This window comes from Bradyrhizobium sediminis (genome assembly GCF_018736085.1).
GTDB classification, from domain to species: domain Bacteria; phylum Pseudomonadota; class Alphaproteobacteria; order Rhizobiales; family Xanthobacteraceae; genus Bradyrhizobium; species Bradyrhizobium sediminis.
Window position 1 is genome coordinate 5082478 of the sequence record NZ_CP076134.1, and the last position, 26247, is coordinate 5108724.

Genomic DNA, 26247 nt, shown 5'->3' on the forward strand with positions numbered 1-26247 from the left:
CTTCGGACGGCTATGGCCCGGCCATGACGGTTGAGCGACCGACTTTTCGCCGACCGACCCGCCGCGGCTCCCCCCTCACCCAAATTCGCCGTGCGAACCCCTGCGCGCCCAAAACTGCCGCGTCATGCCCCGATGGGGCGGCATACCGGCCGATAACGCTGTCTCCCGCGCCTCGTTGACGGCCTCCCCCCGCCCGGGCACTTTGTGGGCCGGCCATGCCCTGCATGGCCATATCAGGCTCTTTTCGCACCGACAGGCGCCGCCTCCCGATGTCCAAGCCGCTTGTTTCCCCAGTGCTGGCGGAATTCGTCGCCGCAACGGCCGGCCGCAACATGACCAGGGCGGCCTATGTCGCGGTTGCGACCGGCGTCGGCATGATGCTTCTGCTGACGGTCGATCCGGCCTACCAGGCGGCGCATCACTGGGTCGACGCGGTGCTGTGGGCGTGCCTGTCCTTCTTCATCTTCGAATGGGTGGTGCGGCTTCGCCACGCCTTTCTTGCAGACCGCGGACTGGCCTATGCGGTATCCGGCCGCGGGTTGGTGGACGCGGTTTCCGCCGCGGCAGTGCCGCTAGCCCTGTCCCTTGGCGCGGATCCCCAATCGGGGTGGCTCTTGGGCGTGTTCTGGATGTTCAAGCTGGTCCCTGGGATTCCCGGCTTGCGGCAACTGCGCCGGGTGCTGGTGCTGGAATCCGGACCGCTGCTGAGCGTGCTGGTAATTTTCCTGATGGTGCTGTTCCTTTCCTCGGTCGCGGTGCACTTCCTGGAACGCGACGCCCAGCCGGTCGCCTTCGGGAGCGTGCCCGCGACCTTGTGGTGGGCGGTCGTCACCCTGACCACCGTGGGATATGGCGACGTGGTGCCGGTCACCCCGCTCGGACGGGTGCTCGCGGCCCTCGTGATGATCTGCGGGCTCGGCGTGTTCGGGCTCTGGACCGGCATCCTCGCCACCGCCTTTGCCGCGGAGACCCGCCGCGACAATTTCCTTAAAACCTGGGAGACGGTGAGCAAGGTCCCGTTCTTCGCCGCGCTCGGCCCGTCCGCGATCGCCGACGTGACCCACATGCTGCGCACCATGGACCTGCCGTCGCGCACCATGATCATCCGCAAGGGCCAGGCCGGCGACTGCATGTACTTCATCGCCGATGGCGAGGTCGAGGTCGATCTGCCGGGCAAGAAGGTGACGCTCGGCGCCGGCGCATTCTTCGGCGAGATGGCGCTGCTCGGCAGCAATCTGCGTTCCGCCAATATCACCACCACGCGGGTCTCGAAGCTCCTTGTGCTCGATCTCGTCGACTTCCGCATGCTGATGGCGCGGCATCCCGATCTCGCCGAGACCATCGACGTCGAAGCGAAGCGGCGGGCGCTGGAAAACAAATAATAACAGAGAAGCTGAAAATAATGGAGAAGCCGATGTCCGGACCCGCCGAAACGGCGAGCACGCCGCTGTTCGAGATCAACGGCGCGCGCGCCACCATCCGCCTCAACCGCCCGAAGCATCTGAACCGGCTGCAGCCCGACGACCTCGACGCGCTGATGGAACTGTTCGACCGGATCGAGGCCGATCCCGCCGTCAGGGTGCTGGTGCTCACCGGCACCGGCCGCGCCTTCAGCGCCGGCTACGATCTCAACTCGGTCGCCGCGCGGGCCACCAGCGCCATCGAACAGAAGAGCGCCGGATCGGCCTTCGAGGTCGTCGTCAACCGGCTGGAGGATATTGCCGTGCCGACGATCTGCCGGCTCAACGGCGGCGTCTATGGCGGCGCCACCGATCTGGCGCTGGCCTGCGATTTCCGCATCGGCGTCGACAGCTGCGAGATGTTCATGCCGGCGGCAAGGCTCGGATTGCATTATTACAAGAGCGGCATCAAGCGCTACGTGTCGCGGCTCGGCGCCGATAACGCCAGGAAGCTGTTCCTGACCGCCGAGAAGATCGGCGCCGCGGAGATGCTGCGGATCGGCTACCTCACCGCGATGGCGCCGATCGAGGCGCTGGATCGGGAAGTCGACAGGCTGGCGACGGTGCTGGCCGGCAATGCGCCGGTCGCGATGCGCGGCATGAAGCGCGCCATCAACGAGTTCGCCCATGGCAGGCTGGATGAAGACGCCGCCGATCAACGCGCCCGCGAGAGCATGCGCAGCGCCGAGATCAAGGAAGGCATCCGGGCGTTTTCGGAAAAGCGTCCGCCGAAATTCTAGCGGATCGGCCTTGCGAAGGATGCAGCCTCGCGCCGGCGGATGCAGGCACCGAAGCGTGCGATTTTCCCCCGGCGCGCCGCCGTTAGCCGAATGACGCCCCCCCGCCGCGGCGTTTTGCGATTGACTTGGGGTTTTCGATGCTTAGCCTCACCCGTGGAGCGGGAGGCTTGAATGCAGTCTGTGGAACCATATTGGGGACGGCAGGCGCTGGATTTCGTCGACGCGATCGAAGCGTCGAAGACGACCGCGAGCGTCATTTCGCAGTTCGAGCGAATGATCGCCAAGCTCGGCTTCCACGCCTACATCATGGCGGGGATTCCGACATCGGGACAGTCGCTCAAGCAGTTGACGGTTGCGAACGGCTGGCCGGCGGAATGGTTCGAATTGTACAACCGCGAGAACCTGAGCGCGGTCGATCCCGTTCCGCGGCATTGTTTCCGCACCCTGAACCCGTTCGAGTGGAAGGACGCGCCCTACGATCCGGAGTTCGATCGGCCCGCGCACCGCGTGATGACGCGTGCCCGCGATTTTCGATTTCACGAAGGTTTCTGCATCCCGATCCATTACGACGACGCCACCGGCGCCATCAGCATCGCGGGCGAACGTCCTTTTCTCGATCCGGAAACCAAGAGCGCGCTTCACCTGATGAGCGTGTTCACCCATGGCAGGCTTCGGGCGCTTTCCAGGCCGAACCCGGCCACCTCCGGCCGGCGGCTCTCCGACATCGAAGCCGAGGTGCTGCGCTGGGCCGCGCGCGGAAAGACCGCCTGGGAAACCAGCCAGATCCTGCACATTTCGGAGCGCAACGTGCGCTGGCATATCGAGGAAGCGCAGCGAAAATTGATGACAAAAAACAAAACCGCCACCGTAGCGATGGCACTTGTCAACCGGGAAATCCTGCTCTGAACTGGGAGTTCTTCCAGTAGATCAATTCCAGTTCATCGGCATGCTGACCGCCTGATTGAATCCCGATCAAGCGGTGAGCCAGATGCTCGAAATTCACGTCGTCCGAAAAGACAACCGGCATCTCTATCAGGAATACTTCGACCCGTATTTCCGGTGGCGCCACGAGATCTATGTCAAGCAGCGCAAGTGGATGGCGCTGGATCGTCCGGACGGCCGCGAGATCGACCAGTTCGACACCGAAGATGCGGTCTATCTGTTCGCCATCGACAACGGCCAGTTGATCGGCGGCATGCGCGCGCTGCCGACGCTGGCGCCGACCCTGATGAGCGACATCTTCCCGTATCTCAACATCCGCGAGCCGATCCGGCGATCCGACGTGTACGAGCTGTCGCGGATCTTCGTCATTCCGGAACGGCGCGGAGAGCATGCCGGGCCACGTGTGGAAATGCTGCTGCTGACCGCGATCATGGAATACGGCATCAGCGTCGGGCTGACCGGTTTCACCATCGTGCTGGAGTCGTGGTGGCTTCCCCGGTTCGAGCGCTGCGGCTGGAAAGCGCATCCGCTCGGTCTGCCGCAGATGATCGACGGCATGTCGGTCCTGGCCGTGCTGGTCGATTGCGATGACACGACGTGGAAATCGCTTTGCAGCCAGATCGGCCTGACGCGACCGACGCTGACGTGGCGCGGACTGGCCGGAATCAATCGCCTGGCGCTGCCGGAAATTTCGATTCCTGCTCCATCAACCGCTCCGCCAGCGCGATGAGCTCCTCACGATGCGCGCTGTTTCGCAACTGCAGGAAACTCTTCATCAACCGAAGCCCGGAAACCGTCACCTCGTCGCTCTTCAACGCTGCAGATTCAGGCGGCATCGGGATGCTATTCATTGCTGACATATTGGATTTAACGCTGTGACTGAACCTTCGCTCGACAGGATCATAGAACGACTGCAATCCTGCATTGACGACGCCCGCGATATGCAACTCAAGATGCTGGAGCGGATTTTGTCAATAGCACTGCTCCAAGCCCATGATGATAAAGACGAATCTGATGACGACGACGGCCGCTATTGCTGTCGTGTCACCCCGCGCCGTTGAGGACGTGAACCGCATCCGCGGCGCCGAAGTCGAGCCGGGCATCACATCGTCCCGCAAACCGCATCCGCCAAAAAATCAGTGCGTGATCTTTCTTTCTTGAGCCGTTATGTCGCACAGATGGGCTTAGGCGGTATCGATCTATTGAGATAGATCAACCCTCGCACCCGCCGACACACTCTACTAGGGGCTCGATAGGAGACAGGCATGGCGTTCAAAGATATTCTTGTCGCGCTCAACAGTTACCCCGACCCGACGCCGGTTTCGGCGGTCGAGGATGCGGTTTCGGTCGCCGCGGCGCTCGGCGCGCATCTCGCGGCGCTTTCTTGCGAGACCCGGGTTCAGTTGCCCGGGCACTTCATCTCGGCCTCGATGGTCAGCGGCATGATCGCGGCCGAAACCGGCAAGAGCCGGAAGAACGCCCACGACCTGCTGGCCGCGTTCGATGCCGCCGCGCAGAAAGCCGGCATCCTGCATGAAACGATCCTCGAGAAATGCCTCACGCTGGAGGTCCCGGACATCCTGGTGGAATATGCGCGGCTTCGCGACCTGACGATCCTGCCGATGCCCGCGGCTTCCGATCAATGGTACGCCGAAGCGATCATATTCGGATCGGGCAGGCCGACCCTGATCCTGCCGGAAAGCCTGAAGCGCCGGCCGTTCCAGCTCGGGACGGTGGCGGTGGCCTGGGATTTCAGCCGCGCGGCGGCGCGGGCGATTTCCGACGCCCTGCCGATGCTCGAACTGGCGAAGCAGGTGCGCATCGTGACGGTTGTCAATGAAAAGGCGCTCGACACCAAGCGTTCCGACGAAGAGGTGGCCAAGAACCTGGCCCGGCACGGCATCAATGTCGTGCTGGACAAGGTCGACGCCAAGGGCAAATCGATCGGCGCCGTGCTCGAATCCTACGCCTCGTCGCAAGCTGCGGATTTGCTGGTGATGGGTGCGTATGGACACACGAGGCTGCGCGAGTTCGTGCTGGGCGGCGCGACCCGGAGCCTGTTGTCGAAGCCGCCGCTGCCGATCCTGTTCTCGCATTAAATGACGCCCGATCCTGCGGCGGGGGGCCCGGTGCCGCTACGGCGCCGGCTGGGTCTGACGCTGCTGGTACTTTATGGCACCGGCATCACGGTCGGCGCCGGCATCTACGTGTTGATCGGCGAGGTTGCCGGCCATGCCGGCACTTTTGCGCCATGGTCGTTCGTGCTTGCCGCGGCGGTGATGGCGCTGACGGTGGCGTCCTACGCCGAACTGTCGACCCGCTTTCCGGTCAGCGCCGGCGAGGCGGCCTATGTGATGGCGGCCTTCCATTCCCGGACCTTCGCCACGGTGGTCGGTTTGCTATCGGTCGCCATCGGCGTGATTTCCTCGGCCGCCGTTGCGCTCGGCTCGGTCGGCTACATCCAGCAATTCATTCCCCTGCCGCAATATCTGATCGCGCTGGCCGTGCTGGCACTGCTCGGCGGCGTCGCTGCATGGGGCATTCTGGAATCCGTCGTGCTGGCGAGCGTATTCACCCTGATCGAGGTCGGGGGATTGCTCATCGTCATCCTGGCTGCGGTCTCCAATGATCTGCCGTTCGCCGCGGCAATCACCACCCTGCCGCCGCTGACCGCCACCGCGCTGTCGGGCATTGCCTTCGGCGGGCTGCTCGCCTTCTTCGCCTTCATCGGTTTCGAGGATCTCGCCAACATCGTGGAGGAAGCACGGGTGCCGCACCGCGACATTCCGCGCGCCATGGTGCTGACGCTCCTGATCTCGACGGTGCTGTACGTGCTGGTAGCCGCGATCGCTGTCAGCGCGGTTTCCACCGAGCGGCTGGCCTTGTCCACCGCTCCGCTCAGCCTGGTGTTCCGCGAAGTCGCCGGCGTCAGCCCGGCGACGATCAGCGCGATCGCCATCGTGGCGACGCTGAACACGATCCTGGCGCAAATGACGATGGCGGCGCGGGTAATCTACGGCCTCGCGCGCGAAGGCAGCCTGCCCGCCTTTTTCGCCCGGGTGAACCCGCGCACGCGCACGCCGCTGCCCGCCACCGCATTCGTGGTGCTGGCGATCGTTCCACTGGCATTGCTGGTTCCGCTGACGCCGCTGGCGGAACTTACTTCACTGGCGACGCTTGCGGTATTTGCGGTCGTCAATCTTGCCCTGTTGTGGCTTCGCTGGCGTGGCGCGGAGTCGCTCGTTCCCCATGTCACGGTTCCGACCTGGGTGCCCGCGATCGGACTTGCGACCTGCGCCGCCATGATCGCGCACGCGCTGCTGGCGTGACGGCTATTCGTCGACGAAGGTGACGGTGTCGGCGATGCTGGCGCGCGAAGTCCGGTAGCTGTTGACCTTGTGGGCATGATCCGCATAGCCGAATGAAATGCCGCAGACCACCCGGCGGTCGTCGCCGAGCTTGAAGTGGCTGCGGATCAAGCCGGAATGGCGAGCCAATGCCGCCTGCGGAATTGTGCCGAGGCCGAGCGCCTGAGCGGCCAGCATGAAATTGCCGACATAGGCGCCGCAATCGACGGCGCCGTAGACCCCGAGCGGCTCGTCGGTATGGACGATCGCGACATGCGGCGCGCCGAAGAAATTGTAGTTCTCCAGCGCCTGCCTGGCATAGGCCGCCTTGTCGCCACGCGCGATGCCGAGCGTGTTGTAAAGCTGGAAGCCGCTCTCGCGCCGCCGCTCCAGATAGACGCCGAGATATTCCCGCGGCGGCGGAAAATCGTGGCCGTCCTCGGCGCCGGAAGCCGCTTCCTTGTAGATCAGCTTGCGGAACCGCTCCTTGGCTTCGCCGCTCGCGATCAGCACCTGCCATGGCTGGCTGTTGCACCATGATGCCGTCCGTTGCGCCACCGTGAGCACATGCTCGATGGTCTCACGGGGAACCGGCTGCGGCAGGAAGGCGCGGACCGAATAGCGCTCGTTCAAGAGCTCCTCGAGCACGCCGATGCGGTCCTCGGCCGCATAATGCGCTTTTGGCGCCTTCGCAACGGCATCTGCCATGTCTAGCGCCCCTTGGTCGGGATTTTGTTGAACGGCACGTCCTTGTCGACGCGGATATCGCCGGGGAGTCCCAGCACGCGCTCGGCGATGATGTTGCGGAGAATTTCATCGGTGCCGCCGGCGATGCGCATCGAGGGCGCGCCCAGCAGCATCTGCTGGAACTGGCCCGCCGCTTCTTCTTCCGCCGCACCGGTGAGGGCGCCGGCCGCGCCCTGCAGGTCCATGGCATAGGCCGCGATGTCCTGCAGCATGACGCCGGCGACCAGCTTGCCGATCGAATTCTCCGGCCCCGGGCGCTCGCCCTTGGAGAGCGCCGACACCGCGCGATAGCTGGTGTATTTCAGCCCGCTCGCCTTCACCGCCCAGCTCGCGAGCTTCGAGCGCGTGGCGCGATCGTCGATCGCGGGACCGTCCTCCGTCATCAGGTTGGAGCAGAATTCGAACATCTCGGGGAATCCGGTCGCCAGCCGCGCGCCGATCGACATCCGTTCGTTCATCAGCGTGGTGAGCGAGACGTTCCAGCCGTCCCCGACATTGCCGAGACGCTGGCTGTCGGGAATGACGACGTCGGTGAAGTAGACTTCGTTGAACTCCTGCATGCCGTTGGCCTGCTTGATCGGCCGCACCTCGACGCCTTTGCTCTTCATGTCGAGGAAGAACATGGTCAGGCCCTTGTGCTTCGGCACATTGGGGTCGGTACGCGTGATCAGGAGGCCATAGTCGGAGTAATGCGCGCCGGAGGTCCAGATCTTCTGGCCGTTGACGATCCAGTTATCGCCCTTCTTCTCCGCGCGGGTGCGCAGACCGGCGACGTCGGAACCACCCGCTGGCTCCGAAAACAGCTGGCACCAGATCTGTTCGCCGGAGGCGAGCTTCGGCAGATAGTGGCGCTTGTGCTCCTCGCTGCCGAAGGCCATCACGGTCGGGCCGCACATGCCCTCGCCGATCTGGAACGGCTGCGTCAGCTTGCCGTAGACGCCCTCTTCCTGCTGCCAGATCACCTTCTCGATCGGCGTGGCGCCGCGGCCGCCATATTCCTTCGGCCAGTGCAGGCAGGCCCAGCCGCCATCGGCTTTCTTCTTCTGCCAGGCCTTGCCGACCTCGACGATGTCGTCGTTCTGCAGCCGGATGCGGCCGAGCGAGGATTTGGAAAGCTCCTCCTCGTACTGCTTCGGCGCATTGGCGGCGATCCACTTGCGGGCCTCGGTGCGGAAGGCGGCTTCCTGCGGGGTGTCATCGAAATTCATGGCGAGTTTCCTTCTCCCTGTCATTCCGGGGCGAGCGCGAAGCGCTCGAACCCGGAATCTCGATCAATGATATCTAATCTCTGGATTCCGGGTTCGCAGCTTCGCTGCGCCCCGGAATGACGACTCGTTCATCCCCGTCCCCTGGTCGGTATCTTGTTGAACGGCACGTCCTTGTCGACCCGGATGTCGCCGGGCAGGCCGAGCACGCGCTCGGCGATGATGTTGCGCATGATCTCGTCGGTGCCGCCTTCGACACGGGTGCCGGGCGCGCGCAGCAGCATGGCCTGGAATTTACCGGTTGCCTCGGCATCCTCGGGGCCGCTCAGCACGCCGGCGGCACCCTGCAGGTCCAGCGCATAGGCCGCGACATCCTGGATCATTGAACCCGCGACCAGCTTGCCGATCGAATTCTCCGGCCCCGGGCGTTCGCCCTTCGACAGCGCCGAGATCGCCCGCATGCTGGTGTATTTCAGCCCGCTCGCCTTCACCGCCCAGTTGGCGAGTTTGGAGCGCACATTGCGGTCTTCGATCGCGGGGCAGTCATCCAGCATCAGGCTGTTGCAGAACTCGAACAGTTCCGGAAAACCGGTCGAGACGCCCGCGCCGATCGACATGCGCTCGTTCATCAGCGTGGTCAGCGACACGTTCCAGCCGTCATTGACGGCGCCGAGCCGCTGGCTGTCCGGAATTTTCACGTCGGTGAAGTAGACCTCGTTGAAGTCGGACGCGCCGTTGGCCTGCTTGATCGGCTTCACTTCGACGCCGAGACTCTTCATGTCCAGGAAGAACATGGTGAGGCCCTTGTGCTTGGCGACGTTGGGATCGGTGCGCGTCAGCAGGATGCCATAGTCCGAGTAGTGCGCACCCGAAGTCCAGATCTTCTGGCCGTTGATGATCCAGTCGTCGCCCTTCCTTTCCGCGCGCGTGCGCAGGCCGGCGACATCGGAACCGCCGGCGGGTTCGGAGAACAACTGGCACCAGATCTTTTCGCCCGAGGCGAGCGGCGGCAAATACTTGCGCTTCTGGTCCTCGCCGGCAAAGGCCATCATGGTCGGGCCGCACATGCCGTGGCCGATGATGAACATGCCCGAGAGTTTGCCGAACGGGCCCTCTTCCTGCTGCCAGATCACGCGCTCGATCGGCGACGCACCCCGCCCGCCATATTCCTTCGGCCAGTGCAGGCAGGCCCAGCCGGCGTCCGCCTTCTTCTTCTGCCAGGCCTTTGCCACTTCGAGGATGTTGGCGCCCTTGAGCTGGGTGCGGCCCAGCGAGGACTTGCGCAGCTCTTCCTCGTACTGCTTCGGCGCGTTGGCGGCGATCCAGGCCTTGGCCTCGGCGCGGAACGCGGCCTCCTGCGGGGTGTCGTCGAAGTTCATGGACGTTGTCCTTGCTCGTCATTCCGGACGATCCGCCTCGCGGATCGATCCGGAATCCAGAAGTTACAATCTCGAGATTCTCGATGTGCAATTGCACATCATAGTTCGCAGCTTCGCTGCGCCCCGGAATGACGTTTCAAGCCGCGTTCCGCTTGCGCATGCGGTCGATCAGCGCGTCTTCCCAGTAAGACAGGCTGCCGAGCCCGAGCGCGGTGGCGTTGGCGCGGCGATAGTACATGTGGCAGTCGAACTCCCAGGTGAAGCCCATGCCGCCATGCACCTGGATGTTGTTCTTGGCGCAATGCTGGAACGCCTGCGTCGCGCTGATGCGCGCGGCGGCGGCGGCCTCCGGCAGTTCGGACGCGTTGGTCGAGAGCGCCCAGGCGCCGTAGTAGCAATTCGAACGCGCCAGCGTCGCCGAGACGTACATGTCGGCGAGCATGTGCTTCACCGCCTGGAACGAGCCGATCGGCCGGCCGAAGGCGATGCGATCGAGCGCATAGTCGCGGCCCATTTCCAGCGCGCGGTCGGCGCCGCCGACCTGTTCGAACGCCATCAGCACCGCGGCACGGTCGAGCACCTGCGACAGGACGCTCCAGCCTTCACCGGCAGCGCCGAGCGGCTCGGCCTTGCAGTTCTTGAAAGTGAGTTCGGCCTGGCCCCGCGACGGATCGAGGCTGGTCAACGCCTTGGCTTCGACGCCGCCGGCCTTCATGTCGACCAGGAACAGCGAGATATCGCTGTCGCGCCCCGTCGAGCCGGTGCGGGCGGCGACAATGGCGAAGTCGGCGATCGCGCCGTCGGGCACCGGCTTCTTCACGCCGTTGAGGGTGCCGCCGGCGGCCGAGAGATTGATCGCCTCGGGCGACGGATTGCCCTTGCCTTCGAACAGCGCCAGCGTGCCGATCGCCGAACCCGAGGCGATGGCGGGAAGCCACTTCTTCTTTTGCGCATCGCTGCCGGCGATCAGGATGGCTTCGGCCGCGAGATAGACGGTCGAGGAAAACGGCACCGGCGCCAGCGCGCGGCCCATTTCTTCTGATATTACGCAGAGCTCGAGATGGCCGGCGCCGGCGCCGCCGAATTCCTCGGGGATGGCGACACCGAGAAAGCCCATCTCGGCGAGGCCCTGCCAAAGATCCTTGTCATAGCTGGCCTTGCCGTCGAGCACGGTGCGCACCGCTTTCGGCGGGCACTTTTCGGCGAGGAATTTCCGCGCTTCATCGCGCATCTGCTTCTGTTCGTCGGAAAAATCGAAGTTCATGTTGGTTTACCTTCTACTGGCTGTCATTCCGGGGCGCGCGGAGCGCGAACCCGGAATCTCGATCTAGTAACCTCTGGATTCCGGATCGGTCCGAAGACGGACCGTCCGGAATGACGGTGAATGGTCGCAGTATGTCTTCCCTCAATTCAAAATGATGACGTCCTCTCCTGGCGGATCGGCATAGAGCCGTTCCACCAGCGCGGCGCGGCGCTCGAGCCCGGCGCGCTGATTGATGTAGCCCTTGTCGGTGAGTTCGTTGCCGTCGATCGAGGCCGGCTCGATCATCAGCATGGCGCGCGCCACGCGCATGCTGCTGGCGCCTTCGGTCGACTTGTTATGCGCTTCGAGACCGCGCTTCAGGCAGGCGATCACTTCGGGATGCCTGACCACGTCCTCGAAGCTCGCTTCCGCGTTGCCGGTGATCTGCCGGCAGGCTTGCAGATTGGGCCAGGCCAATAATCCGACGAACGGGCGATCCTGTCCGGTGACCAGCGCGTCCTGCACCACGGGCGTGGCGGCCGCGATGGCGTCGGTGCGCAGCGAGCCGACATGGACGAAGGTGCCGGTGGTGAGCTTGAAGTCCTCCACCACCCGGCCGGCGAAGATGATGCCCTGCAGCGGATCATTGGGATCGACGAACACGCCGGCGTCGCCGATGCAATAGAAGCCTTCCTCGTCGAACGCAGCCTCGGTGAGATCGGGCCGGCGGAAATAGCCGGGCGTGACGTTGACGCCGCGCAGGCGCAATTCATATTTGGCGCCGACCGGGACCATCTTCAATTCGACGCCGGGAAACGGCAGCCCGATCAGGCCGACGCGCTCGGTGTTCCAATAGGTACCGGTCGAGGTCGGCGCGGTCTCGGTCGAGCCCCAGCCGGTGTAGAACACGAGGCGCTCGCCGATGGCGCGCACCGCCAGCGCCTGCATCCGGTCATAGAGATCGTCGGGCAGCCGCGCGCCGCCATAGGCCATAAGCCCGAGATTCTTGAAGAAGCTGCGGCACAGCCCGTCGTCCTTCTCCATGGCAGCCGCAAGCGCGGCGTAGCCCGCGGGCACGTTGGCGTAATAGGTCGGCGAGATCTCGCGCAGGTTACGCAGCGTCTCCTCGATCATGCCCGGCATCGGCCGGCCGTCGTCGATGTAGAGCGTGCCGCCTTCGGTCAGCACCGGATTGAACAGCGCATTGCCGCCCATGGTGTGGTTCCACGGCATCCAGTCGAGATAGGTGGCGAGCGGCGCGTTCGGATCGCGCGGCCGCACCTGCATCATCATCGCGGCGTTGGCGCACATCATCTGTTGGGTATTGATGACGGCCTTGGGCATGCCGGTGGAGCCCGAGGTGAACAGGAGTTTTCCCACCGTATCCGGCGTGATTTGCGCGATCGACTCCGCGACGGATCTGGTCACCGGCGTCGCCGCGAGATCGGCGAACGCGACGCTCTTGATGCCTTCGCAGGGACGCGCGACATGGATGACGGTGACGCCGTCGAGATCGAGCGCGTTGAGCGCCTTCTCGAAGGCCGGGCCGTCCTGCACCATCACCACCTTCGGCCTGATCAGGTCGAACAGATATTTCAGTTTGACGTGATCGTGGCTCATCAGCGAATAGGCCGGCGACACGGGGGCGGCCGGAAACCGCGCCTGCATCGCGGCCATCGTCATCAGCGCATGCTCGATCGAATTGCCTGACAGGATCGCGACCGGGCTGCCGGGCTCAAGCTTCAGATCGAGCAGTCCCTGCGTCAACCCATCCACCGTGCGCTTGGCTTCGCCATAGGACAGCCTGCGCCACTGCCGGTCGGCGCCGCCGCGCTGCGCCAGCCAGGTTCGCTCGGGCGCTTCGCTCGCCCATTTCGCCAGCGAGGCCGGGATATGCTTCTCGTAAGCCTTCAGCGGGATGCGAGACTTCAGGATGATGATGCCATCGGGCCGCCGCTCGACCGCGATGTCGCGCTCCAGCCATTCGATCTTGCGAAAGCCTGGCTTGGTCATCACCGCGGCGGCATTCCCACTCATTTTGCGTCTCCCGGAATTTGGCCTTGGCGGCCGCTTTTCTTAGCGCCTGATATAGACAGGCTTTCGCTTTTCCAGAAAGGCCCTGATGCCTTCGTTGAAATCTTCCGAACGGCTGCACAAGACCTGATTGCGGTCTTCCATCGCAATCACCGCCTCGATCGAGCCGGCATCGACGCTCATGTTTAGGCATTCCTTCGACAGCCGCAAACCGACCGGCGAGGCCGTCATCATCGCATCGACATAAGGCACGGCGGCAGCATCGAGCCCGCCTTCCTCGACCACTTCGGAGACCAGTCCGACCGCCAGCGCGCGCTCGGCATGGATGAAGCGTCCGGTCAGGATGAGTTCGGAGGCGACCGACACCCCGACCAGCCGCGGCAGGAAATAGCTGGTGCCGATGTCGCAGCCTCCCAACCCGAGCTTGATGAAGGCGCAGTTCATCCGCGCCGATCTGGTGGCGATGCGGATGTCGGCGGCGAGCGCCAGCGCAAAACCGCCACCGGCCGCGGAACCCTGCACCAGCGCGATGATCGGCTGCGGGCAGCGCCGCATCAGCATCACGATGTCGGCGATCCGGCGCTGCGAATCCAGCGACTCGGTGACGCCGGGCGGCTCCTGCTGCCCGGCGCGGCGCGCCATCGCGTGCTTGAGATCGAGCCCGGCGCAGAACGACGCGCCCGCACCTTTGAGCACCACCACGCGGGTGGTGCGGTTGCGCTGCAGGCCCTCGAAATAGGCGTTCAGCGCGTCGATCATCTCGGGATTGAGCGCGTTGAGGCTGTCCGGACGATTGAGCGTCACCCGGTCGACCCCGTCATCGTGTTCGATCAGCAGCGGTTGGGTCACGCTGACCTCCGCACCATCGTCGCCCCCGCGAACGCGGGGACCCATACGCCGTGCCGTTTCGATCTGGGCATGGTGGCAGAGACCTTCCGAAACAATTACCGCCGCGGAGTATGGGTCCCCGCGTTCGCGGGGACGACGACAGAGTTTGCTACCGCGGCGCCATGCGGATGGCGCCGTCGAGACGGATGGTCTCGCCGTTCAGCATCGGGTTCTCGACGATGTGCACCGCGAGGTTGCCGTATTCGCTGGCGTCGCCGAGCCGGGCCGGATGCGGCACCTGCGCGCCGAGGCTCTTGCGGGCTTCCTCGTTCAGGCCCATCAGCAGCGGCGTCAGGAACAGGCCGGGCGCGATGGTGTTGACGCGGATCTTGAGGCTGGCGAGATCGCGCGCCGCCGGCAGCGTCAGACCGACCACGCCGCCCTTCGATGCGGAATAGGCGATCTGGCCGATCTGGCCTTCATAGGCCGCGACGCTCGCGGTGTTGATGATGACGCCGCGCTCCTCGCCGACCGGGGCCGCGGTCGCCAGCCGTTCGGAGAACAGCCGCAGCACGTTGAAGGTGCCGATCAGGTTGACATTGATGACGCGGACGAACTTGGCCAGCGGATAGACGCCGTCCTTGCCGACGATGCGCTGCGAGCCGCCGATGCCGGCGCAGTTCATCAGCACGCGGGCGATGCCGTGGGCGGCTTCGGCCTTGGCGAGCGCGGCCTTGACCTGTTCCTCGTCGGTGACGTCGGCATGCAGGGCGACGCCCTTCACTTCGGCCGCGACCTTCTCGGCATTTTCCTTGCTCTGGTCGAGCACACCGATTTTCGCACCTTTGGCCGCCATGGCTCGCGCGGTGGCGGCGCCGAGGCCGGAGCCACCGCCGGTGATGATTACGGCAACGTCTTGCAACTGCATGATAGAGAGACCTTTCCTTGGGCGTTTCTTCTGTAGTGGGCGAATGGCGAATAGCGAATGGAAGAAAGAAAATCTATTCGCTACTCGCCATTCGCCCCTTCTTTTCTTCCAGCATGCCCCCGCAAATCAGCGCTTCCATGTGCCCGATATATTGGCGGCAGACTTCGTCAGTGACCGGCCCGACGCCGGTCGCGCGCGACATCGCGTGGCGTCCGAAAAACAGATGGTCGCAGGCGCCGATCAGGCTGGTGTAGAACAGCACCGGATCGATATCGCGGAACTCGCCGGCCTTGATGCCTTCCGCCAGCAGCCGGCGATGGAATCCCAGCAGCGGCGCGACGAAAAATTTCGAGACTTCGTCGGCGGCTTCCACGCTGCTCTCATGCAGCAAGTAATGGATCAGCCGGTTCATATAGGGAAACTGGTGATACGCCCCGATGATGCCGGCGATGTGCAGCTTCAGTTTCGCGGTCGGCGTGATCGGCTGCGCCAGCAGATATTCGAGGTTCGCCACCTCGGTTGCGGCATCGCGCGCCAACAGCGCCAGCAGCAGGCCGTCCTTGTTGCCGAAGTGATATTTGACCAGCGCGGCGTTGACGCCGGATTTCTGCGCGATGTCGCTCAGCGACACATCGATCGAGGAGCGCTCGATCATCAACTCGCTCGCCGCGACGAGGAGCTTTTCCGCCGTTGAGTTTCTGCCACCCGGGAGCCGGGCCGGTACGCTGGTATTCAACTCTGATCCCATCACCTGCTGCCGGGAAATCCGGGCGCAGATAACCCGATGATGGGGTCCACCTCAAGAGTTAATTGATTGATTGACTAAATCCCCCTGCCTCTCTTAAATCCGGCCATCTTTCAAACCCCCATCCAAAACAATCAGGGAGAACAGTCATGGCCGAGGCATATATCGTCGCCGCCGCACGCACCGCAGGCGGCCGCAAGGGGGGACGCCTCGCCGGCTGGCATCCGGCCGATCTCGCCGCGTCCGTGCTGAATTCGCTGGTCGAGCGTTCGGGTGCGGCGCCCGACCAGATCGAAGACGTGATCATGGGCTGCGTCATGCAGGTCGGCGAACAGTCCAACAACATGGCGCGCAACGCCATCCTGGCTTCGAAGCTGCCGGAAAGCGTGCCCGGCACTTCGGTCGACCGCCAGTGCGGCTCGTCGCAGCAGGCGCTGCATTTCGCGGCGCAGGCGGTGATGTCCGGCACCATGGACATCGTGATCGCCGCCGGCGTGGAATCGATGACCCGGGTGCCGATGGGCCTGTCGTCGCAATTGCCGGCCAAGAACGGTTTCGGCACCTCCAAGAGCCCTGGCATCGAGAAGAAATATCCGAACATCGTGTTCAGCCAATTCACCGGCGCGGAAATGATGGCGGAGAAATACGGCCTCTCCAAAGACGATCTCGATAAATTCTCCTTTGAAAGCCACCAGCGCGCCATCGCCGCGACCCAGGCCGGCAGCTTCAAGGACGAAATCATTCCGCTGCAGATTACCCGCGCGGACGGTTCGACCGACACCCACCACATCGATGAAGGTATCCGCTTCGACGCCACCCTCGAGGGCATCAGGGGCGTCAAGCTGATCGCCGAGAACGGCAAGCTCACCGCCGCCAGCTCCAGCCAGATCTGCGACGGCGCATCCGGCATGATGGTCGTCAACGAAAGGGGCCTGAAGTCGCTCGGCGTCAAGCCGCTGGCGCGGGTTCATCACATGACCATGATGGGCGGCGATCCCGTGATCATGCTGGATGCACCGCTGCACGCTACCGAGCGCGCGCTGAAGAAGGCCGGCATGTCGATCGACGACATCGACCTGTTCGAGGTCAACGAGGCCTTTGCCTCGGTGCCGACGGCGTGGCTGAAGACATCAGGCGCGGATCCGGCGCGGCTCAACGTCAACGGCGGCGCCATCGCGCTCGGCCACCCGCTCGGCGGCTCCGGCACCAAGCTGATGACCACGCTGATCAACGCACTCAAGCAGCGCAACAAGCGCTACGGCCTGCAGACCATGTGCGAAGGCGGCGGCATGGCGAATGTGACGATCGTGGAGCGGCTGTAAGAAAAGCGAACGATGGGGCGAATGGCGAGTGGCGAATAGCGAATGGTGAAGAGGCGACTACCGTGTTCGCTTTTCCATTCGCCACTCCCCATTCGCCATTCGCCCTTTCTATTCGCCATTCGCTACTCGCCATTCGCGTTCTTTGAGGTATCCAAAATGACCCATCCGTCGATTTACGCGCGGACCCAGCCGAACAAGATTGCCTATCAGATGGCCGGCACCGGCAAGGCGATCACCTATCGCGAGCTCGATGAGCTGTCGAACCAGGGAGCGCAGCTGTTCCGCTCGCTCGGGCTGAAGGAAGGCGATCACATCGCGTTCCTGATCGAAAACCGGCTGGCGTTCATGGAGATCTGCTGGGCGGCGCAGCGCAGCGGGCTGTATTACACCGCGATCAGCCGCTACCTGACCCAGGACGAGATCGCCTACATCATCGGGGATTGCGGCGCCAAGGTCGTCATCACCTCGCCGAAATGCGCCGAGCAGATCAAGGGGCTGGTGCAGGGCGCGCCCGGCGAGCCCGTGTTCTACATGCTCGACGAGCCGCTGCCCGGCTTCCGCTCCTGGGACAAGGAAGCGTCGGCGCAGCCGACCACGCCGATTGCGGACCAGGTCGCCGGCTACGACATGCTGTATTCGTCGGGCACCACCGGCCGGCCCAAGGGCATCAAGCGCGAATCAGAACACAACCCGATCGATCTGCCGAATCCGTTCCTGAAGATTCTCTGTGCCGACATGTGCGGGATGAATTCCGACAGCATTTACCTGTCGCCGGCGCCGCTCTATCACGCCGCTCCCTTGCGTTTCAACATGATGGCGATCACGCTGGGCGGCACCTCGATCATCATGGAATCCTTCGACGCCGAGGAATTCCTCAAGCTGGTCGGGAAATACAAGATCACCCAGTCGCAGCTGGTGCCGACCATGTTCGTGCGGATGCTGAAGCTGCCGGACGAAGTGCGCCAGCGCTACGACGTCTCCTCGCTGAAGGGCGCGATCCATGCCGCCGCGCCCTGCCCGATCGACGTCAAGGCCAAGATGATCGAGTGGTGGGGACCGATCCTGATCGAGTATTACGCCGGCTCCGAAGGCAACGGCGTCACGGTCTCGACCTCGCAGCAATGGCTGACCCATCGCGGCACCGTCGGCCGCGCCGTGGTCGGCAAGATCAAGATCCTCGACGAGAACGAACAGGAAGTGCCGGTCGGCCAGATAGGCACGGTATATTTCGCCGACGCGCCGGTTTTCACCTATCACAACGATCCCGAGAAGACCAAGCGCGCCTATAACGCCAAGGGCTGGTCGACGCTCGGCGACGTCGGCTATCTCGACGAGGAAGGCTATCTCTATCTCACCGACCGCAAGTCCTACATGATCATCTCCGGCGGCGTGAACATCTATCCGCAGGAGACCGAGGACGTGCTGATCACCCACCCAGGCGTCGCCGACGTCGCGGTGTTCGGCGTGCCGAACGAGGAGATGGGCGAAGAGGTCAAGGCGGTGGTGCAGCCGCACGACATGGCGAAGGCCGGCAAGGAGCTCGAGGCGGAGCTGATCGTATTCTGCCGCAAGCATCTGTCGCCGATCAAATGCCCGAAGAGCATCGACTTCGCGGCGGAGTTGCCGCGAACGCCGACCGGCAAGCTGGTCAAGCGGCACTTGCGCGACAAATACTGGCCGAAGACGGTGGTGCGGGTGTAGCGCACCGGATCCCGTTATCGTCGTCCCGGCGAACGCCGGGACCCATAACCACCGATGTTAGCTGTGAGTGGGATTGCGGCTCCAGCTTTACACCACACATACATTAGTGGTTATGGGTCCCGGCTCGCGCTTCGCTTGACCGGGACGACGTGAGGAAAGAGCGCGGATCATGACCACCACTACCTCCCTCCCCGACATCCCGCTCCCCTCTTCCATCCGCTCCCGCTACGTCGAAAACATCAACGGCCTGCGCATGCATGTGCTGGAGGCTGGCTTCGAGACACGCGGCCGGCCGTGCGTGCTGCTGCTGCACGGCTTTCCGGAACTCGCCTTCAGCTGGCGCAAGGTGATGCCTGTCCTGGCGGCGGCCGGCTATCACGTGATCGCGCCGGACCAGCGCGGCTATGGCCGCACCACCGGCTGGGATCCGGACTACGACGGCGACCTCGCTTCGTTCCGGCTGCTCAACCTGGTGCGCGACGCGCTGGGCCTGGTAGCGGCGTTCGGCTATCGCCATGTCGACGCCGTGGTCGGACATGATTTCGGCTCCTCCGTCGCCGCCTGGTGCGCGCTGGTGCGGCCCGACGTGTTCCGGTCGGTCGCGCTGATGAGCGCGCCGTTCGGAGGCCCGCCACAGATCGCCTTCAACACCGCGGATGCGCCACAGACGTCGAAGCCGGAAGATCCCGTGCATCGCGAACTCGCGGCGCTGCCGCGGCCGCGCAAACATTATCAATGGTACTACTCGACGCGCGAAGCCAACGCCGACATGCACCACGCGCCGCAAGGCGTGCATGATTTCCTGCGCGCCTATTATCATCACAAGAGTGCAGACTGGAAAGCCAACGCGCCCTATCCGCTGCAAGGCTGGACCGCGAGCGAACTAGCCAAGCTGCCGACTTATTACGTGATGGACCTCGCCAAGGACATGGCCGCCACCGTCGCGGAAGAAATGCCGTCTGCCGAGGCGATCGCCGCCAACCAATGGCTGCCCGATCGCGAACTTTCTTTCTACAGCGCCGAATATGCCCGCACCGGGTTCCAGGGCGGCTTGCAGTGGTATCGCTGCGGCACCTCGGGGGAATTCATTCCGGAACTACAGACCTGGTCGGGGCGGACCATCGACGTGCCCTCCTGCTTCATCTCGGGCAAGCAGGACTGGGGAACCTATCAACGCCCCGGCGTCTTCGAGGCGATGCAGACCACGGCCTGCACGCGGATGATCGGATGCCACCTCGTCGACGGCGCCGGCCACTGGGTGCAGCAGGAACAGCCGGCGGAGGTAAGCCGGCTGCTGCTCGCCTTCCTGCGCGAGGCTGCGAACCGGTGATGAATTGACCTGACAACCGCCCGCCTCTATAAGATTTAGAATGGTTCTAAATTATCCAGAGGCGCCGTTGTGAAGAATTTCGCCGACCTGACCGAGCGCGAAATCTTGGCGGTGGCGATCTCCGCGGAGGAGGAAGACAGCCGCATCTACATGACCTTCGCGGAAGACCTCGCGGAGCGTTATCCGGAATCGGCGAAAATATTCGAGGAGATGGCCGAGGAGGAAAAAGGCCATCGCCACATGCTGCTCGAAATGTACGAGAAGCGTTTCGGCGAGAACCTGCCGCCGATCCGACGAGAAAACGTCAAGGGATTCCTGCGCCGCCGTCCGGTCTGGCTGACCAAGAATCTGTCGCTCGACACCATCCGCAAGGAAGCCGAGACGATGGAGTTCGAGGCCGAGCGGTTCTACGCCAAGGCCGCGGAGCAGACCCAGGATGTCGGCGTCCGCAGGCTGCTCGGCGATCTCGCGGAAGCGGAAAAGAGCCACGAAAACGTCGCGGCCAGGCTGACCGACCTGATCCTCAGCCCGGACGTTCGAGAACAGGAGGACAAAACCCGCCGGCGCGTATTCGTACTGCAATATGTGCAACCCGGTCTCGCCGGATTGATGGATGGATCGGTCTCGACGCTGGCGCCGCTGTTCGCGGCGGCATTCGCGACGCATAACAACTGGCAGACATTCCTGGTGGGACTTGCCGCCTCGATCGGCGCCGGCATCAGCATGGGCTTTGCCGAAGCCCTGTCCGACGACGGCTCGCTGACCGGGCGCGGCTCGCCGTGGTTGCGCGGCGTGACCTGCGGCCTGATGACGACGCTGGGGGGCCTCGGCCATACCCTGCCCTATCTGGTGCCGGACAGCTGGGCCAATGCATTCTGGATCGCCACCGCGATCGCAGGCATCGTGGTATTCTTCGAATTGTGGGCGATCGCCTATATTCGCGCGCGCTATATGGACACACCGTTCATGCAGGCGGCGTTCCAGATCGTGCTCGGCGGCGCCATCGTGCTCGCTGTGGGCATTCTGATCGGCGGGGCGTAGCAGACCTGCGCAGATTGCAGCAGCAATTCCGGTCAAGCGCAGCGGCCGCATAGGGCCTAGGTAACGCGGCGAGCGAAGGTTCGCACGATGCGTCGATGCATGACGCGCCGGTCTTGCGGCCCGTTCGCAAACTGAGCATCATCCCTCCCAAGCAAAAGTCAGCAGGAGCAACGCCTTGGCCAAATCGCAATGGAGTTTCAGATCCGCGACCGAACTGTCCGCAGCCCTTGCCGCGAAAAAAGTCTCGGCCGTCGAACTGGCGCAGGATGCGATCGGGCGCATCGAGCGTCACGACGGCAAGATCAATGCGGTTTGCGTGCGCGATTTCGCGCGCGGCCTCGAAGCGGCCCGCGCCGCCGACGCGGCGCGTGCACGCGGCGAAACCGGAGCGCTGCTCGGCCTGCCGATCACGGTGAAGGAATCCTTCAATATTGCCGGATTGCCCACGACATGGGGCTTTCCGCCGCAGAGGGATTTCAGGCCAACGGAAGACGCGCTGTCGATTTCGCGGGTCAAGGCTGCAGGCGGCGTGATCCTCGGCAAGACCAACGTGCCGGTCGGCCTCGCCGACTGGCAGAGCTACAACGAGATCTACGGCACCACCAATAATCCGTATCATCTCGGCCGCACGCCCGGCGGCTCTTCCGGCGGATCATCGGCGGCGCTGGCCGCTGGTTACGGGCCGCTCTCGCTCGGCTCCGACATCGGCGGCTCGCTGCGCGTGCCGGCGTTCCATTGCGGCGTCTATGCGCACAAGCCGACCTACAATCTGGCGCCGGTGCGCGGGCATACGCCGCCGCCGTTTCCGGCGATGCCGCTGGACCGCGACATGGCCGTGATCGGCCCGATGGCGCGCTCGGCCGCCGATCTGTCGCTGCTGCTCGACGTGATGGCCGGACCGGATCCGCTGGACATGGGCGTCGGCTACAGGCTCGCGCTGCCGCCGCCGCGGCACAACGCGCTGAAGGATTTTCGCGTGCTGGTGGTCGACAGCGATCCGGTGCTGCCGGCCGACAAGGACATTCGCGGCGCGATCGACAAGCTTGCGGGCAGCCTCGCCAAAGCCGGGGTGAGCGTCGCGCGGCAAAGCCCGCTGTGGCCGGACTTTGCGGATTCGTCGCGGCTCTACATGCGGATGCTGATGGCGTTCCTCGGGGCGTTCTTCCCGCCGGAAGCGATCGCGGGCGCACAGGCCGGCGCCGCGCAGCTGAAGGCCGACAACAGGAGCCTTGCCGCCGAACGTCTGCGCGGCATGACGCAAAGTCATCGCGACTGGGTACTCGACGACGGCGCACGCGCCGGGCTGCGCGCGCAGTGGCGCGGGCTGTTCAAGACGTTCGATGCGGTGATCTGCCCGATCATGCCGACGCCGGCCTATCCGCACGATCATTCGCCGGACCAGGAAGCCCGCCGCATCAAGATCGACGACAAGGACTACGTCTATACGGATCAACTGACATGGCCCGGCATCGCCACCCTGCCCGGGCTGCCGGCCACGGCGATCCCCCTCGGCCTGTCGCCGCAAGGCCTGCCCCTCGGTGTGCAGATCCTCGGCCCCTGGCTGGAAGACCGCACGCCGTTGAGGCTGGCGGAACTGATCGAGCGCGAATTCGGCGGCTTCGTGCCGCCGCCGATGTTTGATGACTGAAGACCCGTCATTCCGGGGCGAGGCGTAGCCTCGAACCCGGAATCCAGAAGTTATTGCACGAGATTCCGGGTTCGCGCTAACGCGCGCCCCGGAATGACAGGAAAGGACGGACAATGAGAAACGACCTAGCCGAACTGACCAGCCTCAATCGCGACTACGTCAATTCAGTGCAGCATTCCGACGTCAAGCACTTCGACGAAATCCTCGCCAAGGATTTCTACTGCTCCAATCCCGACAAGTCGCTGGTCGATCGCGCCGGGTTCCTCAAGCAGACCGCAGTGCCGGTAACGATCAAGAATCTCGAGGCGCATGACGTGAAGATCCGCCTGATGGGCGACGTCGCCATCATCCACGCCGCCACGCGCTACACGATGCCGGACGGCACGCCTGGCGCGGGACGCTACACCGACGTCTGGGCAAGGCAGAACGGCCGCTGGCTCGCGGTCTTGGCGCACGTGTCGCGGTGACGCCGAAGGCGTCATTCCCCGATGCGCAATTGCGCATCGGGGAATGACGGCTAATCAAACATGATCACGCTGCGCACGGTCTTGCCGGCCTTCATCGCGGCAAAGCCCTCGTTGATCTCCGACAGCTTCAGCTTGGCCGAGATCCAGTCTTCCAGGTGCAGCTTGCCGCGCATGTAGAATTCGACCAGGCGGGGCATGTCGACGCGGAAATGGTTCGAGCCCATCGAGGAGCCCTGAATCTTGCGTTCCCTCAGGAAGTCAAAGCCGTGCAGCTCGATCTTCTGGCCGAACGGGATCATGCCGACGATGGTCGCGGTGCCGCCGGGCGCCAGCATGCCAAAGGCCTGCTCCGCGGTCTCCTTGCGGCCCAGCACCTCGAAGGAGTGGTTCACGCCGCCGCTGGTAAGATCGCGCACCTGCTGCACCACGTCGCCGTTGCGGGGATCGACCACGTCGGTGGCGCCGAGCTTGGTGGCAAGCTGAAGTTTTGCGGGATTGGTATCGATCGCGATGATCCGGCCGGCGCCGGCGATCGCGGCGCCGTTGATTGCGGCCATGCCGACGCCGCCGCAGCCGATCACGGCGACGGTCTCACCGGCCTGAACCTTGGCGGTGTTCACGACAGCGCCATAGCCGGTGATCACGCCACAACCGATCAGCGCCGCCAGATCGAGCGGCATCTCCTTCTTGATTTTGACGATGGCATTTTCGTGCACCAGCATCTGCTCGGCAAATGACGACAGATTGAGGAACTGATGCAGTTTCTCCGACCGCGCCCAGGACAGCCGGTTGGACGCGCCGGGCAGCATCTTCACGGTGGTGTCGGTGCACAGCACCGGCCGTCCGGTCGTGCAGTTGTCGCAGGTGCCGCAGAACACCGAAAGACAGGTGACCACGTGATCGCCGGGCTTCACATAGGTGACGTCCGAGCCGACCTTCTCGACCACGCCGGCTGATTCGTGCCCGAGCACGGCCGGCAGCGGATGCGGATAAAGCCCTTCCATGAAATGCAGGTCGGAGTGGCAGAGCCCGGCGACCGCGGTGCGGATCAGGACCTCGCGCGGGCCGGGGTTTGGAAGGCTGACGTCCTCGATCACGAGCGGCTTGTTGGCTTCAAACAGGACGGCGGCCTTCATCGGTGTTTCCCCTTCTTGTTGTGTTTACGTCATTCCGGGGCGACGCAAAGCGTCGAACCCGGAATCCGGATTGTTGATCGAGATTCCGGGTTCGCGCTTCGCGCGCCCCGGAATGACGATTTACTTTAGGCCGCGGTAAGCAATTCGCCAACCTCGGCCATCCCGACAGTGCGATCGCCGAGCAGATGGCCGGTGATGGCGCGCTGCGCCGCATTTTCCGTGAGCCGGAACGGATCGCTCACAGAGACCCGGTGATCGATCACCATCCGTGACAGCAGCAGCCGCCTCGCATCGCCGCGCATCTCGTGGATGCGCCCGCCCTCCCAGGCCAGCGCCACGGCGCTGGCGACGTGATAGAGGAGGCTGGTGGCGCGCCGCGCGTCGGCTTCGTTGTCCATGCGGCTGGCGACCTCGCGGGCGAAGCCGATGGCGCGGTCGGTGAGATCGCGCAAGCGGCCGCGCCAGGCCTGCGGCACATTGGCGCTGTCGTCGAGCCGGGCGTGCAGGTCGGCGGCCAATGCGGCCTCGGCGCCATGGCGGCCAACAGCCCGCTTCAGCGCGTCGATCGCAACGATGTTGCCGGTGCCTTCCCAAATCGAGCCGAGATGGGAATCGCGCAGCAGCCGCGCCGTGGCGAATTCCTCGATGTAACCGATGCCGCCGCGCATCTCGAGCGCGTCGCCACAGACCTTGCGCGCGTCGCGGGTGGCGCGGAATTTCAGCGTCGGCGTCAGGATACGCAACAGCGCCGCCGCGTCCTGGCTGCCGGCCTCGGCACGGTCGAGCGCATCGGCGGTCAAGAAACTCAATGACAGCGCCTGCTCGGTGGCGAGCATGATCTTCATCAGTTGCCGCCGTGCCAAGGGCAGATCGACGATGCGGCTGCCGAACACCACGCGGTTCTGCGCCACCGTCATCGCGTCGTGATGCGCGCGCCGCATCAGCGCAGTGGATTTGACCCCATTGGAGAGCCGCGAGGAATTGACCATCTCGGCCATCTGCACGAAGCCGCGGTCGAGCTTGCCGACGGCGTAGGCAATCGCGCCTTCCAGCTTGATCTCGCCCGAGGCCATCGAGCGGGTGCCGAGCTTGTCCTTGAGACGGACGATCCGGTAGTGATTGGGGGTGCCGTCATCGAGCGTCCGCGGCATCAGGAACAGGCCGACGCCACGGGTGCCAGGACCGGCACCCTCCGGCCGCGCCAGCAGCATCACGACTTTGGCGTCCGCATTGGAGCAGAACCACTTCTCGCCGGTCAGCCGCCAGTGATCGCCTTCCTGCACCGCCGTCGTGGTCAGCGTGCCGACGTCGGAGCCGCCTTCCTTCTCGGTCATGAACTGGCCGCCCTGCGTCAGCTTGCTCATGTCGGTCTGGGTCAGGCCATCGAGATATTTCGCCTTCAAGGCCTCGCTGCCGAAATTCGCGAGCAGCTTGGCGCAGCCGTCGGTAACGTTGATCGGACAGCCCAGCCCGAATTCGGCCTGGTTGAACAGGAACGTAAAGGCGTGCTTGGCGACCACCGGATACTTGTCCGGCCAGCCCAGGATGCCCTTGCGCACCGACATCGCGTGAATGCCGAATTCGCCGAACGCGGCGCGCTCGAGCTCACGATAGGCCGGATGATATTCGATCCACTGCGCGTCGCGGCCGAAGCGGTCGCGCTGGTGCAGCACCGGGGTGTGGCGGTCCGACAGACGCGCGCATTCGTCGAGATGGCCGCCGGCGAGGCCGCCGAGCCGGTCGAGGTGCGGCTCGATATGGCGGAACAGCGCTTCCGGCAGGTGAATGCGCAACAGATCCGTCAGCGCCGGATCTGCGCGATAGAAATTCATCCCCGTTGTGTCCGGCGCGAGCAATCCCGGCTGGCCGGGAGCAAGACTTGCGCGATCGTGCTTGAGTGGCTGCATTTTTCGACTCTTGTTCGTTCCGCCCGATATTGCCTGCTATAGACCATCTACCGATAAAGCAGGCGACAACGCCGTCAACAAACATAATTGGAGGATC

23 protein-coding genes are annotated in these 26247 nt (G+C 64.2%); 13 read left to right on the plus strand and 10 right to left on the minus strand.

Annotated elements, in window-relative coordinates:
* The first annotated feature begins 269 nt into the window (after nt 1-269).
* From KMZ29_RS24455 to KMZ29_RS24485, 7 genes are all read left to right on the plus strand, one after another.
* Nucleotides 270-1382 carry a cyclic nucleotide-gated ion channel gene (locus KMZ29_RS24455; protein ID WP_215621578.1) on the plus strand — a complete coding sequence of 371 codons (1113 nt, stop codon included), beginning with the start codon at nt 270-272 and terminating at the stop codon, nt 1380-1382.
* Between the two features lie 32 nt (nt 1383-1414).
* A complete protein-coding gene (locus KMZ29_RS24460; protein WP_215621579.1) occupies nt 1415-2200 on the plus strand; it encodes an enoyl-CoA hydratase/isomerase family protein in 786 nt (261 codons plus the stop codon).
* Between the two features lie 171 nt (nt 2201-2371).
* On the plus strand, nt 2372-3106 hold the full coding sequence (locus KMZ29_RS24465) for a LuxR family transcriptional regulator (RefSeq protein ID WP_215621580.1): 735 nt from the start codon (nt 2372-2374) through the stop codon (nt 3104-3106).
* Nucleotides 3107-3188: 82 nt separating this feature from the next.
* A complete protein-coding gene (locus KMZ29_RS24470; protein WP_215624400.1) occupies nt 3189-3872 on the plus strand; it encodes an acyl-homoserine-lactone synthase in 684 nt (227 codons plus the stop codon).
* Between the two features lie 284 nt (nt 3873-4156).
* Nucleotides 4157-4303, plus strand: coding sequence for a hypothetical protein (locus tag KMZ29_RS24475; RefSeq protein WP_215621581.1), 147 nt, complete (start codon nt 4157-4159; stop codon nt 4301-4303).
* A gap of 104 nt (nt 4304-4407) precedes the next feature.
* The gene (locus KMZ29_RS24480; protein WP_215621582.1) at nt 4408-5241 is read left to right on the plus strand and encodes a universal stress protein; all 834 of its coding nucleotides are present in this window, start codon (nt 4408-4410) and stop codon (nt 5239-5241) included.
* A gap of 30 nt (nt 5242-5271) precedes the next feature.
* Nucleotides 5272-6471 carry an APC family permease gene (locus KMZ29_RS24485; RefSeq protein ID WP_249779782.1) on the plus strand — a complete coding sequence of 400 codons (1200 nt, stop codon included), beginning with the start codon at nt 5272-5274 and terminating at the stop codon, nt 6469-6471.
* A gap of 3 nt (nt 6472-6474) precedes the next feature.
* Here KMZ29_RS24485 and KMZ29_RS24490 read toward each other — a convergent pair whose 3' ends face one another.
* The 8 genes from KMZ29_RS24490 to KMZ29_RS24525 all read right to left on the minus strand — a co-directional run bounded on the left by KMZ29_RS24490 (nt 6475) and on the right by KMZ29_RS24525 (nt 15601).
* Nucleotides 6475-7197, minus strand: a complete 723-nt coding sequence (locus KMZ29_RS24490) for a nitroreductase (RefSeq protein WP_215621584.1) — start codon at nt 7195-7197, stop codon at nt 6475-6477.
* A 2-nt stretch (nt 7198-7199) separates the two neighbouring features.
* Nucleotides 7200-8444, minus strand: a complete 1245-nt coding sequence (locus KMZ29_RS24495) for an acyl-CoA dehydrogenase (protein WP_215621585.1) — start codon at nt 8442-8444, stop codon at nt 7200-7202.
* Between the two features lie 128 nt (nt 8445-8572).
* Nucleotides 8573-9820, minus strand: coding sequence for an acyl-CoA dehydrogenase (locus tag KMZ29_RS24500; RefSeq protein WP_215621586.1), 1248 nt, complete (start codon nt 9818-9820; stop codon nt 8573-8575).
* Between the two features lie 136 nt (nt 9821-9956).
* On the minus strand, nt 9957-11084 hold the full coding sequence (locus tag KMZ29_RS24505; RefSeq protein WP_215621587.1) for an acyl-CoA dehydrogenase family protein: 1128 nt from the start codon (nt 11082-11084) through the stop codon (nt 9957-9959).
* Nucleotides 11085-11225: 141 nt separating this feature from the next.
* Nucleotides 11226-13100 (minus strand): AMP-binding protein, encoded by a 1875-nt coding sequence (locus tag KMZ29_RS24510; RefSeq protein WP_215621588.1) that lies wholly within the window; start codon nt 13098-13100, stop codon nt 11226-11228.
* A 39-nt stretch (nt 13101-13139) separates the two neighbouring features.
* Nucleotides 13140-13946: an enoyl-CoA hydratase/isomerase family protein gene (locus KMZ29_RS24515; RefSeq protein WP_215621589.1), complete on the minus strand. Its 807-nt coding sequence runs from the start codon at nt 13944-13946 to the stop codon at nt 13140-13142.
* 148 nt (nt 13947-14094) lie between these two features.
* Entirely contained in the window at nt 14095-14853 is a 759-nt protein-coding gene (locus KMZ29_RS24520; RefSeq protein WP_215603788.1) for an SDR family NAD(P)-dependent oxidoreductase, read from the minus strand.
* 73 nt (nt 14854-14926) lie between these two features.
* A complete protein-coding gene (locus tag KMZ29_RS24525) occupies nt 14927-15601 on the minus strand; it encodes a TetR family transcriptional regulator (protein ID WP_215621590.1) in 675 nt (224 codons plus the stop codon).
* 146 nt (nt 15602-15747) lie between these two features.
* Here KMZ29_RS24525 and KMZ29_RS24530 point away from each other — a divergent pair, with 146 nt between their 5' ends.
* The 6 genes from KMZ29_RS24530 (at nt 15748) to KMZ29_RS24555 (ending at nt 23107) form a co-directional block, all read left to right on the plus strand.
* Nucleotides 15748-16920, plus strand: a complete 1173-nt coding sequence (locus tag KMZ29_RS24530; RefSeq protein WP_215621591.1) for an acetyl-CoA C-acetyltransferase — start codon at nt 15748-15750, stop codon at nt 16918-16920.
* A 156-nt stretch (nt 16921-17076) separates the two neighbouring features.
* On the plus strand, nt 17077-18621 hold the full coding sequence (locus KMZ29_RS24535; RefSeq protein WP_215621592.1) for an acyl-CoA synthetase: 1545 nt from the start codon (nt 17077-17079) through the stop codon (nt 18619-18621).
* Nucleotides 18622-18790: 169 nt separating this feature from the next.
* Nucleotides 18791-19951, plus strand: coding sequence for an alpha/beta hydrolase (locus tag KMZ29_RS24540; protein WP_215621593.1), 1161 nt, complete (start codon nt 18791-18793; stop codon nt 19949-19951).
* Nucleotides 19952-20020: 69 nt separating this feature from the next.
* Nucleotides 20021-20992, plus strand: coding sequence for an iron exporter MbfA (mbfA, locus tag KMZ29_RS24545; RefSeq protein WP_215621594.1), 972 nt, complete (start codon nt 20021-20023; stop codon nt 20990-20992).
* A 175-nt stretch (nt 20993-21167) separates the two neighbouring features.
* Complete coding sequence (locus tag KMZ29_RS24550) at nt 21168-22640, plus strand: amidase (RefSeq protein WP_215621595.1); 1473 nt, start codon at nt 21168-21170, stop codon at nt 22638-22640.
* A 113-nt stretch (nt 22641-22753) separates the two neighbouring features.
* Complete coding sequence (locus KMZ29_RS24555; RefSeq protein WP_215621596.1) at nt 22754-23107, plus strand: nuclear transport factor 2 family protein; 354 nt, start codon at nt 22754-22756, stop codon at nt 23105-23107.
* A gap of 50 nt (nt 23108-23157) precedes the next feature.
* On the opposite strand, the gene KMZ29_RS24560 is transcribed toward KMZ29_RS24555, so the two are convergent.
* Together KMZ29_RS24560 and KMZ29_RS24565 are read right to left on the minus strand one after the other, a co-directional pair.
* Nucleotides 23158-24243: a Zn-dependent alcohol dehydrogenase gene (locus KMZ29_RS24560; RefSeq protein WP_215621597.1), complete on the minus strand. Its 1086-nt coding sequence runs from the start codon at nt 24241-24243 to the stop codon at nt 23158-23160.
* A 125-nt stretch (nt 24244-24368) separates the two neighbouring features.
* On the minus strand, nt 24369-26150 hold the full coding sequence (locus tag KMZ29_RS24565) for an acyl-CoA dehydrogenase family protein (protein WP_215621598.1): 1782 nt from the start codon (nt 26148-26150) through the stop codon (nt 24369-24371).
* Nucleotides 26151-26247: the final 97 nt, after the last annotated feature.

Coding starts and splice junctions, on each gene's coding strand:
- KMZ29_RS24455 (WP_215621578.1), top strand. CDS start 270: ATGTCCAAGCCGCTTGTTTCCCCAGTGCTGGCGGAATTCGTCGCCGCA.
- KMZ29_RS24460 (WP_215621579.1), top strand. CDS start 1,415: ATGTCCGGACCCGCCGAAACGGCGAGCACGCCGCTGTTCGAGATCAAC.
- KMZ29_RS24465 (WP_215621580.1), top strand. CDS start 2,372: ATGCAGTCTGTGGAACCATATTGGGGACGGCAGGCGCTGGATTTCGTC.
- KMZ29_RS24470 (WP_215624400.1), top strand. CDS start 3,189: ATGCTCGAAATTCACGTCGTCCGAAAAGACAACCGGCATCTCTATCAG.
- KMZ29_RS24475 (WP_215621581.1), top strand. CDS start 4,157: ATGACGACGACGGCCGCTATTGCTGTCGTGTCACCCCGCGCCGTTGAG.
- KMZ29_RS24480 (WP_215621582.1), top strand. CDS start 4,408: ATGGCGTTCAAAGATATTCTTGTCGCGCTCAACAGTTACCCCGACCCG.
- KMZ29_RS24490 (WP_215621584.1), bottom strand. CDS start 7,197: ATGGCAGATGCCGTTGCGAAGGCGCCAAAAGCGCATTATGCGGCCGAG.
- KMZ29_RS24495 (WP_215621585.1), bottom strand. CDS start 8,444: ATGAATTTCGATGACACCCCGCAGGAAGCCGCCTTCCGCACCGAGGCC.
- KMZ29_RS24500 (WP_215621586.1), bottom strand. CDS start 9,820: ATGAACTTCGACGACACCCCGCAGGAGGCCGCGTTCCGCGCCGAGGCC.
- KMZ29_RS24505 (WP_215621587.1), bottom strand. CDS start 11,084: ATGAACTTCGATTTTTCCGACGAACAGAAGCAGATGCGCGATGAAGCG.
- KMZ29_RS24510 (WP_215621588.1), bottom strand. CDS start 13,100: ATGAGTGGGAATGCCGCCGCGGTGATGACCAAGCCAGGCTTTCGCAAG.
- KMZ29_RS24520 (WP_215603788.1), bottom strand. CDS start 14,853: ATGCAGTTGCAAGACGTTGCCGTAATCATCACCGGCGGTGGCTCCGGC.
- KMZ29_RS24525 (WP_215621590.1), bottom strand. CDS start 15,601: ATGGGATCAGAGTTGAATACCAGCGTACCGGCCCGGCTCCCGGGTGGC.
- KMZ29_RS24530 (WP_215621591.1), top strand. CDS start 15,748: ATGGCCGAGGCATATATCGTCGCCGCCGCACGCACCGCAGGCGGCCGC.
- KMZ29_RS24535 (WP_215621592.1), top strand. CDS start 17,077: ATGACCCATCCGTCGATTTACGCGCGGACCCAGCCGAACAAGATTGCC.
- KMZ29_RS24540 (WP_215621593.1), top strand. CDS start 18,791: ATGACCACCACTACCTCCCTCCCCGACATCCCGCTCCCCTCTTCCATC.
- KMZ29_RS24555 (WP_215621596.1), top strand. CDS start 22,754: ATGAGAAACGACCTAGCCGAACTGACCAGCCTCAATCGCGACTACGTC.
- KMZ29_RS24560 (WP_215621597.1), bottom strand. CDS start 24,243: ATGAAGGCCGCCGTCCTGTTTGAAGCCAACAAGCCGCTCGTGATCGAG.
- KMZ29_RS24565 (WP_215621598.1), bottom strand. CDS start 26,150: ATGCAGCCACTCAAGCACGATCGCGCAAGTCTTGCTCCCGGCCAGCCG.